Here is a 16,387-nt window from a genome sequence, read left to right on the forward strand (position 1 = left end):
GAACCACTATGGACGCACCGAAGCAACGAAATGACAACCATGCCAACCATCACGGCCGATCGCCAGTCGATGATCGAATGGCTGCGGGCCAGGCCGAGTTCATGCAGTCCGGCACTCCAGCTCCCGCATCGCCGGTCACGCTCGAGAGTACGCGCTTCGCTCCTGCGCCGAACGGCCTGGTGGTCGTCGTCTCGAGCGACTCAACCTGTACGTTTGAGCGATCGGCCTGTCGCGTTTCGCTGGGCCCGGACGGTTGCACGTATTTCGTCGCCAATGAGCAGGTCCAAATCGGCCCGCTTTCACCCGAGAGCTACGTCGTCTTGTGCCACCTCATCGGGATTCCGTTTGTTGACCAAGCAATCCTAACGGACGGCGGTCACGCGTCCATCTAACGTAGAGGAAAACACCATGCGTCCCGTCCGTAACTCAACCCTTGTGATGGCAGCGGCCATCGTTCTCGCAATCGCCGCCGCATCGCACTTCAAGAATGGCGTGGCTGTCCTGCTCGCCGCGATTCTGGCGATTCCCCTTTCCGAAGCAATCAATCGGCTGATTTCCCGGCGCGGCCAGTCACCGTCGACGCCCCCGGCCACGGTCAATATCACCGCGGGCACGGTGTGGGAAATCCGCCTGAACGACGTGCCCGTTGGCGAGATTCCGGACGGCGCGATCCGGAATATCGAGGCCGAGCTCGCTCAGGAGTGGCGCTTCAAGCTCCGGATCTGGACCGACGTCGCCGCAGGCGTCTTCCGAGCGCTCACCAATGTGCTCATGTTCATGCCAGCGGTGGCGTTCGGGCTCGGCGTACTGATGTGGTTCACGAACCCCGTCGAGTTTGCGGACGGACTGCATCAGATCCTGACAGCCAACGCGCATGACTTCCGCTCAATCGTCAACACGCTGGCGACGACGTTCCTCTACATGACGTGCCTGGCTGTGATCGTGCATTGGGTGTTTCTGCCTTCACCTCCGCGTCCCGACCACTACGCGAACGCCTGGTTTGAGGCAGTGCGGCTCGCCGCACGCGTCGCCCCTCGCGGTGATTTCAGCTTGCACTTGCGCGATCGCGACGCCCCGGAAGGCTACTTCGCCAAGCGCTATCCACGCAATGTCGTCGTGGTCGGCAAACGCGTCGGCGCACTCGAGCGGCAAAGGCGTGCGCTCTAAAAAATGAAACCCCCTGTCGGCAAACCTGAGGATTACCCACAAAGAGACCGAGAATGCTATTCGTTTTGTCGAAAGAGCCGATACATTTTTGTGACTTCGTGCAGCACGAGGAAGCCTCGCCACAGAACGGTAGGGCCGGGTGGCCGGTCATGCTTGCGATTCAAATAGCCGCCCAGCATGGCTATCCACAACACGGCCTGCTTCAGGGATGGGACCTGCTTTGGCAACTCCGTGGTGTGCTGTGTTTGGCAATACAGTGCCTGCCATTCAACGGGTTGCAGCAACACCTCGCAAGGCAGTTCTGTGTCGATTCGCGACAGCATGGTCGCATACAGAATGCGCCAACTAATGACGGCAAACAAGGCGGTTGCTCGGACGAACCGATCAAGACTCCCAAACTGTCGCGCCTCGACTTGGCATCCGCTTTTCAGTACGCGATGCCACGATTCAATGGTCCAACGACGTGCATACCAGGCCAACCGCTCAAGAGCGTCATCAAATGTGGTCGTTTCTACCGAACTCAGCAGCATCCACTCGATCGGCTCAACGCCGTCAGGAGGAGCATCTTCGATTGCGTGAATCGCAAACACATCGACTTTCGGCAACCCTCTTGCGCGTCCTCTTGGAGGCTGCAATCGTACCGTCGCGCAACGCAACGTCAGGCCTGCCGTACGCTGCGGGAAATTGTGGCCGCCGGGCACCAGCAATTCGGTTCTACCCAGGGGCACGGTAGCCTGAACGGCCTCCCACAGATACCCCTCGGGATGGCATGCCCGGCGATTGACGGCCGCGCGAATCAGCCAGTCCACGCCTGCGGGACGCTCTATCGTAAACAGCTCGTACAGATCGCTCTCACGGTCACCGACGCAGACGAAGCGCGGTTCGGCACAACGCTTTTTGAGCGCGGCGAGATGCGCAATTCCCTCGATCCATTTGGCGCTTTCCTTCTCATGGATCGGACGGGTTTTGCGTTGATGCTTCTTACCGAAGCCTTCATCGGGCCGTACCCACGTCTTCATTCCCAGCAACCCCAGCGGCAAGCCTTCTGGAGTGACAGCCAGCAAGCTGTGCATCATGAAACCGCGTTGATGGATGCTATTTCTCGAACCATAGCCCAACCCTTCCGTTGCTGGAAGATGCGACAGGTTGAATTCCGTTGTGTCCTGTACGGCCAGCACGACTGGAACCTCGGCCATCCGGTTCAGCGTTTGTGTTATGTGCGGCGCGAGGATGCCGTCGGTGTCGACTTGCGCATTGTCGAAAAAGCGATATGCGGCCTTAAGTTCGGCTGCTTTGAGGGATTGTGGAAACGAGCACTGCGGACTGCAGGCGAGGCGCCGCGCCAAGGCAACGAGACGCCGCCCCAGACGGGCATCGCCCAAGTTCGCCGCACCGAACTCCGTGTTTGCCCAATCGTCAACATCGTTCACGAACACCAATCTCGCATTCCGCTAACAACAGATTGCGTGAACGTTAACAGCGACGTGACTCGTTTACAAGCAATTTTCGCGTCGTATCCCGAAGGATGTGGGTAATCCTGAGGTCGGCAAACAGGGGGTTCCGCTGACGCTTGACACACGGCTCGTGGCACGCATCGGTCCTGAGGGGACTGCCTCATTCTAGTTCGCCACGAACTGGTGTCAAGCGCGATCAACAACGCACTCAATGGATCGCGATTGCCATGACGATCAGCCTATCCGCGTATTCCCGCGCTGCGTGCGGTTTCATTCTCCTAAGCAATCAGTCGAGCGGCACGACGCGATAATCCTGCGCCCGTGACGATCTCCCTCTCCCATCCGGCAATCGACGGCGAGCGTGCCACAAGCGCGCCGACGTCGACGCGCGACGTGCAGCTGCGGCCGCGCGGCCGTGCACGCGGCGTCGCGTTGCCGGATCGGATTTGGCCAGAGGACATTCCCGCGCCTGCGCCGTCGAATTCGCCACGGATCCTGCGCACCTTGTCGCTCCGCCTCGAGCGCTACCTCGATCGGCCGGCGCGTTGGCTTCCCGCGCTGAACGCCGCTAACGGCTCACGGCGCCAGCAGCGAAGTGAACGCCGGATCGCGTGCGCGCAGCTGCTGCGGGCCATGATCAAATACTGCGATCTGGCCACCCTCCGTGTCGGCATCCCGGCCGCCACCGGCTGGGTCGATCTCACCCTGCCGTTCTTTGCCGATCAGGCTGGGCTCGGTGTGCGGCGTGCCGAACGTGCGCTTCGGGATCTGCAGACCGCCGGCCTGGCCAAGATCCGTCGCCAGTGTGCGCTGCAGGAGTCGTCCGCGGGCGATCGCTACAAGGGACTCGCGGCGATCAAATACCTTCCCTCCGCACTGTTCGCCGCATTCGGCATGGGCGCATGGCTCCAACATGAGCGCAGCCGCGCGCACCTGCGCGTGCAGCGGCGTGCCGCACAACAATACAAGCGCGAACGCCGTGCGGCCGCGGCCGCGCTCGTGGCGTCGCTCCCCGAGAAGTCCTCAAAACGGTTCGTTGAGCGCGACCATGCCCGTCGGCTCGCAGATTACGAGCGCAGCGTCATGCTGTGCGCCGCTCAGTTGAAATCGATCCATCCCGAGTGGGACCGGGACACCTGCTACGCCGAAGCGCGTCGGCAGTTAGCACCGCCCACCTGATCTTCGCTTTCCCCATAAATCACCACCTTTCGATCGCCGCCGCGAGGGCGGCGCTCGGCCTGAGGGCACGCTTTCGACGGGTTGCCGGCCGAGACGACGTGCTGAGCGATGACAGGGACAGCATTCGTCCCGCGCGCGCGGGCCGTCATGCGGCGAAGCTGTGGATAAAGGCGATTAAATGTCGGGTCTGATCGCAGTCAATTGTCGGCTCTTAATCAGAAGCTATCTCTAACTACCTAGGCAAATCCACCCTCGCCGGTGTGCCGGCGAGGGATCACGCGGGCGTTCGCCCGCTTGCCTGGACAAACCAGCGGCCCTTGAGCACTCGCCTCCGGCAGGCCGTAAGCGCCACGACGGCCGGCGGCCGCCGCGGCGCAACGGCGCGTAAATCACCGGTGGCCGGCAAGCCGGCCACCGGCTCAACGCGCGCGTGCGCGCGCCTAGCTGCCCGTGACGACGTCGGTTATCCATCGCAGAGAAGTCAGCAGAAAGGGGGGTATTTCAACAACGCAACTAACCGTCAATCGCTGCCAGCCCTTCGACCATGCGCCCTGCCCCTTTCCCCGCCCGAGTCTGCAGAAGGAGGCCATCGCCGACCGCCATGATCGTCGACTCGACCAAAGATCTCGGCTACCTACCGCGAGTACGTGCGGCGCGATGGCACCGACACTGACCTCGAGACGTTTCTACGCCTGTATTTCGTGCGCGCTGCAGCCACCAACATCCGGATCCAGAAAGCGCTCTGCGCCGCGTTGTTCGCGGCACTCACCAGCACCGACATTACGGGTGCCATCATCGACTGTCCGGATCGGCCTACGCCGAACTTTCAAAACCGCACCGATCATCCGGTACCATTCCGCCGTATTGAGATAACTCGGTAACGATCGTGATCGTTGAACTACAAGACCTTCAGGCACAACTGCGCGAATTGAATATCCGTCTCGCGGACGTCAAGAAAGACGAGCGGGCGGCGTATTTGGCCGCCGTTCAGGAGCACGTTGCGCTCTACGGCATCACGGAAGACGAACTGCTGCGCGCAGCGGGCTTCCGGAAATCGCGCAAACGGCGGGCGCCGGCGAAGTACTACGACCCGTCGTCGGGCAAGTCCTGGTCCGGCCATGGCCCGCGCCCCAAATGGCTCGAGGGGAAGAATCTTGACCACTTCCTCGTCGAGCGTGCCGCGAAGCCGTGGTGGCCCGGCGAAGAAGCGTAGGACGCGCAGGGGCCGCGGCTGCGATCGACCCACCAGGGCAACGCCGCACCCTGCGACTCAGAACAGCGATGAGTTGGACTGGACGTCGGTCCCGGTGGCGGCGTTGCGGTCGGAGGCGTTCGGCGCGGGCTCTGCCGCCCTCTCGTCTGCCGGAAACAACTGCAACATCGCGCGCGCGGCATCGACGTTCGACGTGGTGAGCCACTCCTCCCAATCGTCGGGTTGCACACCGCGTGTTGGGCTCGGGCGCGGCCGAAACAGGGGTACGGACACGGAGTCAAAAGCCTGCTCAGAGGGGCAACCGCGGGTGCCCGATGCGTAAGCCGGTCGCCGGGCATTATCGTCGTACGCAAGAAAAAGCAAACGTTTGGCGTGAAGCTGTCTTATGATAATTAATGATGGTCCCGTTTGGCTGTGAGGATTATCCGTCCGCGCAGCAAGAACCAAAGCATTCGCGTTCATTGAAACAGCGCCGAATCGCTTTCCCGCACCGACGGTTCGGTAAGGCTCCAGCGTCACTGGATGTGTCCGATCGTGTGCAGTCTTACATATCGAGGCTGAGAGGATATTTGCAGTCTGTACGAATCGGGGGTTCCCACCCCCCTTTCGTCGCCGTCGCGACGTAGTCGTGCGCTCAAACAGGGTCTGTCAATGGAGGTTCTCATGCGACATTCTATTCAAAAACTGTCACAAGACGAGCGAGGCGTCAGTGCATTGGAGTACTCGGTGCTGGCTGGCATCGTGGTGGTCGCGGTCGCCGCCGCCGGTCTGATTTTCGGTGGCAACTCGGGGCTGCCCGCGCTGTTCTCGAACATGATCGCCAAAGTGACGAGCGTTCAGACGAACGGCCACTGATTGCACGCTGAGGCTGCCGGCACACGCGCCGGCGCACCGGTCGGCCCGCGCCTGTGGCGCAGCTGGTTATACCGAAAACTACATGGCGTACTTGGTGAAGGTCGCGGCCTGCTGGGTTGTCATTGCGCTGGCCGTCTCCGATTTGCGATTCAGGCGCTTGCCCAATCTGTCCGTGGCGGCGCTGGCCGCGCTGTATTGTGTGCACGCCTTCCTTGCGGGGTCGCACGCCCCCGAGCTTGCGGCCCATGCAGTGGCGGGCGGCATTGCTTTTGCCGTGGCAGCGGTGATGTGGCGTTTCGGCTGGATCGCCGGTGGCGATGCCAAACTCGCCGCGGTGGTGTTTTGGTGGGCGGGACTCGCGCATGCGGCGGGTGTCTTTTTCACCGTATCGGTGTGCGGACTTGTCATCGGGCTTGCGGTGCTGACTGCCGGCGCGATGCTGCGCCGCGTCGCCCATGCTCCGCTCTGGCTGACCTCCCTGGCTCCGTCGCGCGGCGTGCCATACGGTATTGCGCTTGCGTTGGGTGGCCTGCAAGCGGTGTGGGCGCCCGTCACGTCCATGCCGCACTGGCCCGTCGCGTGAAGGTTAGCGCCACCATGTCCAACATCTTCAAACTCGCCGCCCTGACCGTGATTGCAGCCATCGGCGCGTTCGTCATGCGCGGACTGTTCATCGCCGCATCGCGTCCTGTTCCGCCTCCGGCGCCGGTCATGGCACGGGTGCGCGCCGCGGCGGCAGACTTGCCGGAAGGCCTGTTGCTGCGTGACAGTGATCTGGTCTGGAAGAGTGTGCCGCGCGACCAAGTGCCACCCGGTGCGTGGGCCGAAGGCGAGCCCGGTGGTAGCGACCTGAAAGGGAATCTGCTGCGTCACATGGTACGCGAAGGCACACCGATCGGCGCCGGCGACGTGATTTCGCCGAATGCGCCGGGCTTCCTGGCTGCCGCACTGAAACTCGGCATGCGCGCGATCTCGGTGGCCATCGACGACGTGTCCGGCAATGCAGGGCTCATCGAGCCGGGCGACTATGTTGACGTGCTGCTTACGCAGCAACTCGGCACCAGTGGTGGCCCACCGGTTCCACCAGATCATGCGATTGTGTCGGAAACGGTCGCGAGCCGCGTACGCGTACTCGCGGTCGGGTCAGTGTTCCAGCGTCCGAAGGACGATGCCGCGCAGACCAACTCCAATTCCAACTCCAACTCGAGTGCGCGCGCGCGAACCGTCACGCTGGAGGTGACGCCGTTCTACGCGCAGGCGATCACGCTCGCCTCGCATCTGGGCTCGCTCTCGCTCGCGCTGCGCAGCTTCGCGGTCAGCGAGCGAAATCCCGCGAGTCTCGCCCCTGAAGCGCCGGCGCCGGTCTGGGCCGGCGAGGTGTCGCGCGCATTTCGAGAAGTTGCGCCACGGCCCGCGGCGCGTGGCGCGGCTACCGTCAACCCGGCTGCGCGCGGCGTGATCGTGTATCACGGCTCGAAGGCGGAAGACGCGGCAGGCGGTGGAGCGAGCGGCGTACCACCGCTCCCGTCCATGATGCCATCGGGTGCGACGGGTAGCGCGACGCGAGCACCGCCCTCCGCGGGCTCGTCAGCGGTGCCGTCACCTCAGGCGACAGTGACAACGGACTCGGCCGCGGCAATGGCGGCCAGATAGCCGCGTGGGTCGCCGACGCGGTCACCCGGCCTGATGCGGCCCGACAAGTAGAGACAGGGAAAGAGCATGCTGCGTATCGCTGGTTCAGTCCTTTGCATGCGCGGCCCGTTGCGGGCCGACCTGCATACCTGCATGACGATCGCCTGCGCGGCGCTCGTCGGCTTCGTCCCTGGCGCGCACGTGCACGCGGATCCAGTCGGCCCAGTGCTGACCGTCGCAGCGGGGGGCGGCGAAATGCTGAAGCTGCCGGAGCCAGCAGGCGCGGTGTTCATTGCCGACCCCGACGTCGCAGACGTCCACGTGCCGACGCCGCAGTCGGTGTTCGTTCTCGGCAAGAAAGCCGGCACCACGACGCTGTTCGCGCTTGGGTCCAACAACCGGACCATCCTGCGCGAAACGATTGTGGTCAACGCCGACACACCTACGCTGCAGCGCATTCTCGATGCGCGCTTTCCGAATCTGCATCTGACACTCACCAGCGCGCCCGGCTCGCTGATGGTGGCAGGGCACGTGCCCAGTCCGAGCGATGCCGACGCGGTCGTGCAAACGCTCAAACCGTACCTGCACGAAAAGGAAACGCTGGTCAACCGGATGACGCTCGCGCGCCCGATTCAGGTCCATCTGCGCGTTCGCGTCACCGAGATCGATCGCAACATCACGCAGCAGCTTGGCATCAACTGGAGCGCGATCGGTGCAAGCGGCAATTTCGTTGGAGGCCTATTCAACGGACGCACGCTGTTCGATCCGACATCGCGGCTCTTCAATCTGTCGCCAACCGGCGCGTTCTCCGTGCTCGGGGGCTTTCACACGTCGCGCTATTCGGTCGACGGCGTGCTGGACGCACTCGACCAGGAAGGGCTGATCACGATGCTCGCCGAGCCGAACCTCACGACGATGTCGGGCGAAACCGCCAGCTTCCTGGCAGGCGGCGAGTTTCCCATTCCCGTCTCGCAGGACACGACCGGCGCGATCACCATCGAGTTCAAACCATTTGGCGTCTCGCTCGACTTCACACCCACTGTCCTCGCCGATAACCGCATCAGCCTCAAAGTGCGTCCGGAGGTCAGCGAGATCGACCCGGTCAACAGCGTGACGTCCAACGGCATCAGGGTGCCCGCGCTGACGGTTCGACGCGTGGAGACCACCGTTGAACTGTCGAGCGGCCAGAGCTTTGCCATTGGCGGGCTCCTTCAGAGCAAGACCAGCGACGTGCTCGCCGAGTTGCCCGGGCTGGCACGGTTGCCCGTGCTCGGCAAGCTGTTCTCGTCGAAGAACTATCTGAACGACAAGACCGAGGTGGTCGTGATTGTCACGCCCTACGTCGTGCAGCCGGTCGGCCCTGGCGAGCTGCGCGATGCGCTTGACTCAGTGACGCAGCCAAGCAGCGATATCGAATACGTGTTGCAACGCGCAATTGGCATTGATCCGTTGTCCGGCGACCTGCCGCGCCTGGTGGGCGCCGCTGGCTTCATCTATTGAGACTGGGGAGAGTCCGATGACTGCGCACTTCATCGTCACCCGCGTGCTGTGTGCGATTCTGCTCGCCACACTGGCCGCCTGCATGTCAGGCCATCCGCCTCTCGGGATGCCCGATGCGTCGGTCATCGGCTATGACCCGCGCGACGGCCGTGCGGTGCCGCCTGACTGCACGACGCTCGAGCAGCCGTCGCACATGGTCGACGCGGGCTTCGGGCGGCCGGGCGTGCAGTTCGGCTGCGCGACGTACTCGAATCTCGCGGTAATGCTGGCGAGGCCAGCGGACCTGATTGCACCACAACCGTACGCGGGCGCGGATGCGGCCCTGGCTGCCAGCGCGGTGCGACGGTATGACGAAGGACGCGCGACGCCGCTGCACCCGACGTCGACCACCGCGCCGATCACGCACTGACCCCCCACAGGAAGCCAGCGATGAGTGCGTTCGAATTCGCCGCGAGCCGACGCAATGAACCGCGACCGGCGGACCGCCTGATTGCCGTCGTGTCCGACACCACCAGCGAGGAGACGATCCGCAGCCTGATCCTCGATCATGTGATTACCCACGCGCGCGTCGTGCGCGGGAGCATCGACGATGCGATCGAGATGATGAAGCACACCGAGCAGTCGCCGCAGCACCTGATCGTCGACGTGTCCGGCTCGTCGATGCCGGTGTCCGACCTGGCTCGCCTGGCCGAAGCGTGCGAACCGTCGGTGACGGTGATCGTCATCGGCGACCGAAACGATGTCGGGCTGTTCCGCAGCCTGCTGGAAATTGGCGTGCGCGATTATCTGGTCAAGCCGTTGACGGCCGAACTGGTCAGGCGGGCGTTGCACGCGAGCGACCCGCATGCGGCGATGCGCACGGGCAAGGCGATCAGCTTTACTGGCGCGCGTGGCGGGGTCGGTGTGACGACCATCACGACCGCACTGGCCCGCCATCTGGCCGACGGCACGCGGCGACGCATCGTCTATGTTGATCTCGACCTGTACGGCGGCGGCGCCACGTCGATGCTCGGCATGGTTACCAACAACGGCCTGAGCGAACTGTTGCAGAACCCGCAGCGCCTTGACGACCAGCTGATCAGTCAGGCGGTGCTCGCGCAAAGCGACCGGTTGCATGTGCTGTCATGCGAATTGCCGTACGACAGTGACTTCACGCTGCGCGCGGGCGCCATCGCCGAATTGGTCGGGCTGCTCAAACGCCACTACCATTACGTGCTGCTCGACGTACCCGCGCACTCGGGACGTCCGGCGCTCGAGGCACTGGATGCGTCGGCGGTGATCCACGTGGTCGCTGACCGCTCTGTTCAGGCCGTGCACGAGGCGACGCGGCTATGCCGGTTCGCCGATCAGCGCGCGAGCGAGCCGCTCGTCACGCTGTTGGTCAACGATGCGCAAGCGCCGGTGCGCGCACGCGTGAAGGGCGAGGACTTCACACGCGCGCTTGCGCGCGCCTCGGTTCATCAATTTCCGTACGAACCGGACGCGCTGGCGCTGGCCGAGAACCTCGGCGAGCCGGTGCCCGACAACAAGCGTGCCGGTTTCGCGAAGGCGATCGTCGCGCTGGCGAACAGCCTCACGGGCAGCGAGACGGTCACCCGGTTGCCATGGTATGCGCGCCTCACCGGCAAGCGGAGGACCGCATGATGTTCGGCCGCCGCATCAAGTTGCCGACAGCATCCCCGCTCGCTGAGACGCCGAGCGCGGGTGCAGACGAGCGGCCTGCTGATGCGCCGCTCAAGATTGCACCGTCTCCGTCCAACGTCCCCCGGGCCGCGCCGCAACCGCAGCCGGCGGACGGTGATGAGGCGCTGATTCGCTCGGACACGTTCCGCACGATCCGCACCGCGGTGCTTTCGTCAATGAACTTGTCGGCCGCACTGATGATGCCGCGCGCACAGGTGCGCGAAGGCGTTGAGCGGGTCGCTCGTGAGGTGATCATGCGCGATCGGCTGGCGGTCACCCTGGCCGAGCAGGTGCGGATTGTCGACGAGATCCTCAACGACATGTTTGGCGTCGGGCCGATCGAGCCATTGCTCGCAGACGAATCGGTGACCGACATTCTCGTCAATGGCCCGGATCAGGTATACGTCGAGCGTGGCGGGCGGCTCGAGCTGACCCCGCTCAAGTTTCGTGACAACACGCACGTGGTCAACGTCGCGCAACGCATCGCCGCGGCGGTTGGGCGCCGCGTCGATGAGAGCAGTCCGATGGTCGACGCGCGCCTGGCCGATGGCAGCCGCGTGAACGTGGTGCTGCCGCCGATCGCGATCCGCGGCGCGTCGATCTCAATCCGCAAATTCGCCAAGCGCAATATCACGCTTGCGCGGATGGCGCAACAGGGCAACATCTCGCCAGCCATGGTCAACGTTCTAAAGATTGCGAGTGCGTGCCGGCTGAACATCGTGATTTCGGGCGGCACCGGCTCGGGCAAGACGACGCTGCTCAATGCGCTGTCGCACTACATCGACGAGCATGAGCGTGTCGTCACGATCGAGGATGCGGCCGAACTGCAACTGCAGCAACCGCACGTCGTGAGCCTCGAGACACGCCCGGAGAACAGCGAGGGACTGGGCGGGGTGACGCAGCGCGATCTCGTGCGCAATGCGCTGCGCATGCGCCCGGACCGCATCATCCTTGGCGAAACGCGGGGGCCGGAAGCGTTCGACGTGCTGCAGGCGATGAATACCGGCCACGACGGCTCGATGACGACGGTCCACGCAAACACGCCGCGCGATGCGATCACGCGGCTTGAAAGCATGGTGATGATGGCCAACGCGAACCTGCCGCTCGTGGCGATCCGCCGGCAGATCGCCAGCGCAGTGCACATGATCGTGCATATCGAGCGCATGCGTGATGGCACCCGGCGCGTCACGCACGTGACCGAGATCGCTGGCATGGAGGGCGACGTGGTGATCACACAGGACCTGTTTACCTTCCGTTACGACACGTCCGCGTATCAGGACCAGGTGCGCGGCATGTTCGAGTCGTCGTCGCTGCGCCCGGCGTTCACTGCGCGGGCCGCGTACTACGGTTTCGAGAATGCGCTGCTCGAGGCGATACAAGCATGAGCCCGGCCGACGTCGCCGCCGCAAGTGCCTTTCTCGCCATCGTCGTCGGCGGGCTCATCGCCGCGCAATTATTCAACCTGGTGCGGCACCGGCCGGCGCGACGTATCCTGCAGCGCGTCAAAGCGGCAAGCGGGTCCGAGCCGCTGCCGCGGCGCCCGGTCGACGCGGACAAGCGGCATCAATTGTTCAGCGGCGAACAGGGCTACGGTGGTGACAACGCGTTTCTCACGTGGTTGTCGCAACACCTGCAGCGCGTGCGGGCGGTCAGCGGCCCGGGTGGGCTGCGATTGATCGCTGTCGCCACGCTCGTCTCGCTCGCGCTGTCTATCGTCGCGACGTCGGTCGCTGGACTGCCTGCGTGGCTGCGCGTACTCATCGACATCGGTGTGCCGCTCGCAACGGCACGAGCAGTCTACCGGATGCTCATCGTGCGCTTTCGGTTGCGTTTTCTCGCCGTCTTTCCGGACGCGATCGACCTGATGGTGCGCGCGGTGCGCGCCGGCATACCGGTGGTGCACGCCATTGTCACGGCCGGCGTCGAGTCCCAGGAGCCGGTCCGCTCGACGTTTCACACGATCGGCGACGGTCTGCGTGTCGGCGCCGACTTGAAAGAGGTGCTGGAGCAGGCGTGCGAGCGCCTTCAAATCGCCGATTTCTCGTTCTTCGCCGTGTGCCTGATGCTTCAGCGTGAAACCGGTGGGAGCCTCACCGAGACGCTCGAGAACCTGTCGGGAATCATTCGCGCGCGACGCGACGTGCGGTTGAAGACCAAGGCACTGACCGCCGAAGGCAAGATCTCGGCCAAGATCATCGCGGCGGTGCCATTCGCGATCATGGGTTTCCTGTATCTGGTCAATCGGCCCTATATCGAACTGTTGTTTGACACCGGCATGGGCCACACGATGCTGATGCTTGCGGCGGTGCTGCTCACGGTGGGGCTGCTGCTGATCCGCAAAATCGCCAACCTGGACACCTCTCGCTAACGGAGCCGTCGCTACATGGAAATGAACCTTGCGCTCATGCTGCTGCTCGTGGTCGGCGTGCTGTGGCTCGTACACCGCGCGGAGAGCCCGCAGAAGCGCATTGCCCAGCGCGTACGGCAGGTTGCGGCGCGCACCGCTGCAGAAGTGCAGGTCGGCGCGAGTGCGTCAGTGCAGCCCGTTTCGCAGCGTGTCAAGCGACGCATCGCGTTGCTCGGCGAACTCGTGCCGATCCTTGACGCCGAGCAACGCACCAAGGTCGCTCAGCGGCTGATCAGCGCAGGTTTTCGGGATCGGCGCGCGGTGTCGGTATTGGCCGGGCTCAAGCTCCTTGTCGGCGTCGGCTTCGCGCTCGGCATGATCGTCGGGGCGTCGCACGTGCCGCGCATCGGCGAGTACTTCGTGTTCCGCGCCCTCATGATGGCCGGCGCATTCATGATTGGCATGATGTTGCCCGAGTTTGTGCTCGACTTGATGATCCGGCAACGCCAGAAGAGGATTGCCGCGTATCTGCCGGACGCACTTGACCTGTTGGTGATCTGCACCAACGCGGGCAACAGCCTGGTGGTCGCGATCAAGCGCGTCGCGAGCGAATTGAAAATGATCTGCCCGCCGCTCGCCGACGAGTTTGCCGTGACCGCCGACGAGCTGCAGATCGGCGGTGACATCTCGTCCGCGCTCAACGCGCTCGCTAAACGCATCGCCGTGCCGTCCACGCGCGCCTTGGTGACCACGCTCGTCCAGTCGCAACAATACGGCACGCCGATTACGCAGTCGCTGCGCCAGCTCTCGCGCACCGAGCGCTCGATGCAGATCGTCGCGCTCGAGGAAAAGGCGGCCAAGCTCGCACCGAAGATGTCGCTGCCGATGCTCCTGTTCATCATGCCGACGGTGGCGCTGATTGCCGCCGGGCCAGCGATCATCCGACTCATTGCATTGTTCCCGAAATGAATCCGTTCCCTGCATCCGGTCGCGTTCTGGCGCTCGTCCTGCCGATCCTCGTCGGCCCGATGGTGGGCTGCACAACCGGCAGCTTCCACACGCGGTCGATTGCCGCTCAGACCGGTCCGCAGCCCGCCGCTGACCTGCGCGTTGCCGAAAGCGCGCTGTCGGCCGGCGACGCGACTCTGGCTGCGACCCTGTTTGACAAGGTGCTCGCCGCAGATCCCAATTCACTGCCGGCCCAGCTCGGACTGGGTGACGCGATGTACCAGAACGGGGACCTGGCGCGCGCCGGCGTGTTGTATGCGCAGGCGGCGGCAGCGGCGCCAGCCGACCCACGCCCGCAACTGGGGCTCGCGCGCGTTGCACTGCGCGAGCGCCAGCTGGATGTTGCGCAGACGCTGTACCGCCAACTGCTCGCCGCCCATCCCGACAATCCGCTCGCCGCCGAGGGTCTTGGCACGGTGCTGGATCTTCAGGGCAGGCACGGCGAGGCTCAGGCGGTGTACCGCGCTGCGCTGCGATTGCACCCGCAGGCCTATGGCCTGAGGTCCAACCTCGGCCTGTCCCTGATCCTCGATCACCGGGCTCGCGAGGGCGCGAACGTGCTGCTCGAAGTGACGGGGGTGGCGAATGCGCCGCGCGAGGCGCGCCAGAACCTGGCGCTCGCATATGGACTGCTCGGCAATGACGAGGCTGCCCGGCGCATCCTGCTGGCTGACATGCCGGCTGCGTTGGCTGACGACAACATACGGTTTTATCGCAGCATTCGCGAGAAACTCGTGGCGCCAAGCCCTGACAGCAGCGCGCGTGGCGATGCCGGCGCCGTACAGCGCGGTGCGGGGACAGGGCGCGACGCAGCGCGCGCGCACGCGGTACCCCCCGCGAGCGCGCGCTTCACCGGAGATTCCAAGTGAGACGTTTCGGCCAGCGGGGCGTGGTCGCGCTGGAGTTCGTGCTCGTGTTCCCGTTCTTCATGCTGGTGCTGTTCGGTATTGTTGACGTGAGCCTGCTCCTGTGCGACAAGGCCATCATCACCAATGCGAGCCGAGAGGCGGCGCGCGCAGGCGTCGTCGCGTGCGTGCCGCCGATGACGGCGAGCGCGATCAGCCAGGTCGCGCTCAACTACGCGCAGAACAATCTCGTCACCGGCGGCACCGCGACCACGCCTGTTGTGGCGGTCGACCAGTCCGCGGGCACGACGTCCGGCAGCCCGCTCAAGGTCACCGTCACCTACACGTATCAGGGACTCGTGCTCGGTTCGGCACTGAGCTCGCTGACCGGTCCGGTCACGCTGACGGCCATCACAGTGATGAACTATGAGTAACGGGCGCCCACGCATTGCGCGGCTCGATCGTGCGCCGCACAGACAGCGCGGCTCGATCGCACTGTGGTTCGTGCTCTTCGTGACGGTGCTGCTGATATTTGGTGCGTTCGCAATCGACCTGCCGCGCGTGATCACAGTGCGCAACGAGTTGCAGAACGACGCTGATGCGGCCGCACTGGCGGGCGCGGGCGCGCTGACTACACCGGGCGTGTCCGGCCCCGCGTGGACGCAAGCCGCGAGCGCGACCAGCGCGGCGATATTGCTCAATGCATCGGACGACCAAACGTTGACAAGCGGCATCGTGCAGACTGGCTACTGGAATCTGACCGGTCAGCCGTCGACGCTTCAGCCGACCACGATCACGCCTGGCCCGTACGACATGCCGGCGGTGCAGGTGACGGTAACACGCGCGGCGAACCAGAACGGTGGCGCAATCCCATTGCTGATGGGCAACTTTCTTGGCGTGTCGACGGCAAATGGCAGCGCCACGGCGGTCGCGATTATTGCGTCGCCGTCCACGGTCGGCGCGGGCGGCGTCTTTCCGATGGTCATCGACCAATGCGTGCTGAGCCAGTACTGGAACGCGCAAACGAACCAGCCGAAGATCGACCCGTCGACTGGGCAGCCGTACGATATCCAGATCGGCAACGGCCAGACCTATGGCGGTTCGTGCACGGGTGGCCAGTGGACCTCATTCCTGACCAACGCGAACGATGCGCCGACCGTGCGTGGCCTGATCACCAACGGCAATCCGTCGCCGCTGAACATCGGCGACAATATCTGGGTCCAGCCAGGAGCGAAAACGACACTCTATTCCAGTGTGCCAACCGGTGTCACTATCGTAATGCCGGTCGCCACGCAGGTCAGCAGCAAGACCTATGTGCCGATCGTCGCGTTTGCGGCGTTCTATGTCAAGGAGTCGGTCGGCGGCAGCGGCAAGTACATTGACGGCTATCTGGTTGGCGGCTACAAGATCCCCGTGCAGTCGTCCGGGGTCGGGCCGAACTATGGTGCCTATGCGCGCCCCCAGCTTGGGCTGTGAGTGGGGCGCATACGCGACGAGGTAGTGT

General features: G+C 64.2%; 17 protein-coding genes and 1 pseudogene. 16 read left to right on the top strand and 2 right to left on the bottom strand.

Annotated elements, in window-relative coordinates; translation table 11 throughout:
- Positions 1-8: 8 nt before the first annotated feature.
- Both AQ610_RS18670 and AQ610_RS18675 read left to right on the top strand, forming a co-directional pair.
- Entirely contained in the window at positions 9-392 is a 384-nt protein-coding gene (locus AQ610_RS18670) for a hypothetical protein (protein WP_144411840.1), read from the top strand.
- 16 nt (positions 393-408) lie between these two features.
- The gene (locus AQ610_RS18675) at positions 409-1,167 is read left to right on the top strand and encodes a hypothetical protein (protein WP_231748985.1); all 759 of its coding nucleotides are present in this window, start codon (positions 409-411) and stop codon (positions 1,165-1,167) included.
- A 56-nt stretch (positions 1,168-1,223) separates the two neighbouring features.
- Here AQ610_RS18675 and AQ610_RS18680 read toward each other — a convergent pair whose 3' ends face one another.
- On the bottom strand, positions 1,224-2,603 hold the full coding sequence (locus tag AQ610_RS18680; RefSeq protein ID WP_231748990.1) for an IS4 family transposase: 1,380 nt from the start codon (positions 2,601-2,603) through the stop codon (positions 1,224-1,226).
- A gap of 339 nt (positions 2,604-2,942) precedes the next feature.
- On the opposite strand from AQ610_RS18680, the gene AQ610_RS18685 reads away from it, so the two are divergent.
- Both AQ610_RS18685 and AQ610_RS18690 read left to right on the top strand, forming a co-directional pair.
- Positions 2,943-3,800 (top strand): Crp/Fnr family transcriptional regulator, encoded by an 858-nt coding sequence (locus AQ610_RS18685; RefSeq protein ID WP_009912488.1) that lies wholly within the window; start codon positions 2,943-2,945, stop codon positions 3,798-3,800.
- An 886-nt stretch (positions 3,801-4,686) separates the two neighbouring features.
- Positions 4,687-5,013 carry an H-NS histone family protein gene (locus tag AQ610_RS18690; RefSeq protein WP_006029185.1) on the top strand — a complete coding sequence of 109 codons (327 nt, stop codon included), beginning with the start codon at positions 4,687-4,689 and terminating at the stop codon, positions 5,011-5,013.
- Positions 5,014-5,070: 57 nt separating this feature from the next.
- Here AQ610_RS18690 and AQ610_RS36915 read toward each other — a convergent pair.
- Positions 5,071-5,241 (bottom strand): annotated as a pseudogene (locus AQ610_RS36915) (hypothetical protein); the annotation flags it as partial.
- 435 nt (positions 5,242-5,676) lie between these two features.
- Here AQ610_RS36915 and AQ610_RS18695 point away from each other — a divergent pair.
- The 12 genes from AQ610_RS18695 (at position 5,677) to AQ610_RS18750 (ending at position 16,359) form a co-directional block, all read left to right on the top strand.
- A complete protein-coding gene (locus AQ610_RS18695) occupies positions 5,677-5,868 on the top strand; it encodes a pilus assembly protein (RefSeq protein WP_043283282.1) in 192 nt (63 codons plus the stop codon).
- A gap of 82 nt (positions 5,869-5,950) precedes the next feature.
- Complete coding sequence (locus AQ610_RS18700; RefSeq protein ID WP_009912483.1) at positions 5,951-6,451, top strand: A24 family peptidase; 501 nt, start codon at positions 5,951-5,953, stop codon at positions 6,449-6,451.
- Positions 6,452-6,465: 14 nt separating this feature from the next.
- The gene (gene cpaB, locus AQ610_RS18705; RefSeq protein WP_009912482.1) at positions 6,466-7,521 is read left to right on the top strand and encodes a Flp pilus assembly protein CpaB; all 1,056 of its coding nucleotides are present in this window, start codon (positions 6,466-6,468) and stop codon (positions 7,519-7,521) included.
- 132 nt (positions 7,522-7,653) lie between these two features.
- Positions 7,654-9,000 carry a type II and III secretion system protein family protein gene (locus AQ610_RS18710; RefSeq protein WP_006029183.1) on the top strand — a complete coding sequence of 449 codons (1,347 nt, stop codon included), beginning with the start codon at positions 7,654-7,656 and terminating at the stop codon, positions 8,998-9,000.
- Positions 9,001-9,016: 16 nt separating this feature from the next.
- Positions 9,017-9,409 carry a CpaD family pilus assembly lipoprotein gene (locus AQ610_RS18715; protein WP_009912480.1) on the top strand — a complete coding sequence of 131 codons (393 nt, stop codon included), beginning with the start codon at positions 9,017-9,019 and terminating at the stop codon, positions 9,407-9,409.
- Positions 9,410-9,429: 20 nt separating this feature from the next.
- Positions 9,430-10,644: a CpaE/TadZ family protein gene (locus AQ610_RS18720; protein ID WP_006029181.1), complete on the top strand. Its 1,215-nt coding sequence runs from the start codon at positions 9,430-9,432 to the stop codon at positions 10,642-10,644.
- A complete protein-coding gene (locus AQ610_RS18725; RefSeq protein WP_006029180.1) occupies positions 10,641-12,068 on the top strand; it encodes a TadA family conjugal transfer-associated ATPase in 1,428 nt (475 codons plus the stop codon). Before AQ610_RS18720 ends, AQ610_RS18725 begins: the two co-directional genes overlap by 4 nt.
- Entirely contained in the window at positions 12,065-13,051 is a 987-nt protein-coding gene (locus tag AQ610_RS18730) for a type II secretion system F family protein (RefSeq protein ID WP_006029179.1), read from the top strand. The genes AQ610_RS18725 and AQ610_RS18730 overlap by 4 nt, the downstream gene beginning before the upstream one ends.
- Positions 13,052-13,066: 15 nt before the next feature.
- A complete protein-coding gene (locus tag AQ610_RS18735) occupies positions 13,067-13,999 on the top strand; it encodes a type II secretion system F family protein (RefSeq protein ID WP_006029178.1) in 933 nt (310 codons plus the stop codon).
- Positions 13,996-14,907, top strand: a complete 912-nt coding sequence (locus AQ610_RS18740; protein WP_009912478.1) for a tetratricopeptide repeat protein — start codon at positions 13,996-13,998, stop codon at positions 14,905-14,907. Before AQ610_RS18735 ends, AQ610_RS18740 begins: the two co-directional genes overlap by 4 nt.
- Positions 14,904-15,317 carry a TadE/TadG family type IV pilus assembly protein gene (locus AQ610_RS18745; protein ID WP_009912477.1) on the top strand — a complete coding sequence of 138 codons (414 nt, stop codon included), beginning with the start codon at positions 14,904-14,906 and terminating at the stop codon, positions 15,315-15,317. The genes AQ610_RS18740 and AQ610_RS18745 overlap by 4 nt, the downstream gene beginning before the upstream one ends.
- The gene (locus AQ610_RS18750; RefSeq protein WP_043283246.1) at positions 15,310-16,359 is read left to right on the top strand and encodes a TadG family pilus assembly protein; all 1,050 of its coding nucleotides are present in this window, start codon (positions 15,310-15,312) and stop codon (positions 16,357-16,359) included. The genes AQ610_RS18745 and AQ610_RS18750 overlap by 8 nt, the downstream gene beginning before the upstream one ends.
- Positions 16,360-16,387 lie beyond the last annotated feature (28 nt).

Source organism: Burkholderia humptydooensis, from assembly GCF_001513745.1.
Lineage (GTDB): Bacteria > Pseudomonadota > Gammaproteobacteria > Burkholderiales > Burkholderiaceae > Burkholderia > Burkholderia humptydooensis.

Coding starts and splice junctions, on each gene's coding strand:
- AQ610_RS18670 (WP_144411840.1), top strand. CDS start 9: ATGGACGCACCGAAGCAACGAAATGACAACCATGCCAACCATCACGGC.
- AQ610_RS18675 (WP_231748985.1), top strand. CDS start 409: ATGCGTCCCGTCCGTAACTCAACCCTTGTGATGGCAGCGGCCATCGTT.
- AQ610_RS18695 (WP_043283282.1), top strand. CDS start 5,677: ATGCGACATTCTATTCAAAAACTGTCACAAGACGAGCGAGGCGTCAGT.
- AQ610_RS18700 (WP_009912483.1), top strand. CDS start 5,951: ATGGCGTACTTGGTGAAGGTCGCGGCCTGCTGGGTTGTCATTGCGCTG.
- cpaB (WP_009912482.1), top strand. CDS start 6,466: ATGTCCAACATCTTCAAACTCGCCGCCCTGACCGTGATTGCAGCCATC.
- AQ610_RS18710 (WP_006029183.1), top strand. CDS start 7,654: ATGACGATCGCCTGCGCGGCGCTCGTCGGCTTCGTCCCTGGCGCGCAC.
- AQ610_RS18715 (WP_009912480.1), top strand. CDS start 9,017: ATGACTGCGCACTTCATCGTCACCCGCGTGCTGTGTGCGATTCTGCTC.
- AQ610_RS18720 (WP_006029181.1), top strand. CDS start 9,430: ATGAGTGCGTTCGAATTCGCCGCGAGCCGACGCAATGAACCGCGACCG.
- AQ610_RS18725 (WP_006029180.1), top strand. CDS start 10,641: ATGATGTTCGGCCGCCGCATCAAGTTGCCGACAGCATCCCCGCTCGCT.
- AQ610_RS18730 (WP_006029179.1), top strand. CDS start 12,065: ATGAGCCCGGCCGACGTCGCCGCCGCAAGTGCCTTTCTCGCCATCGTC.
- AQ610_RS18735 (WP_006029178.1), top strand. CDS start 13,067: ATGGAAATGAACCTTGCGCTCATGCTGCTGCTCGTGGTCGGCGTGCTG.
- AQ610_RS18740 (WP_009912478.1), top strand. CDS start 13,996: ATGAATCCGTTCCCTGCATCCGGTCGCGTTCTGGCGCTCGTCCTGCCG.
- AQ610_RS18750 (WP_043283246.1), top strand. CDS start 15,310: ATGAGTAACGGGCGCCCACGCATTGCGCGGCTCGATCGTGCGCCGCAC.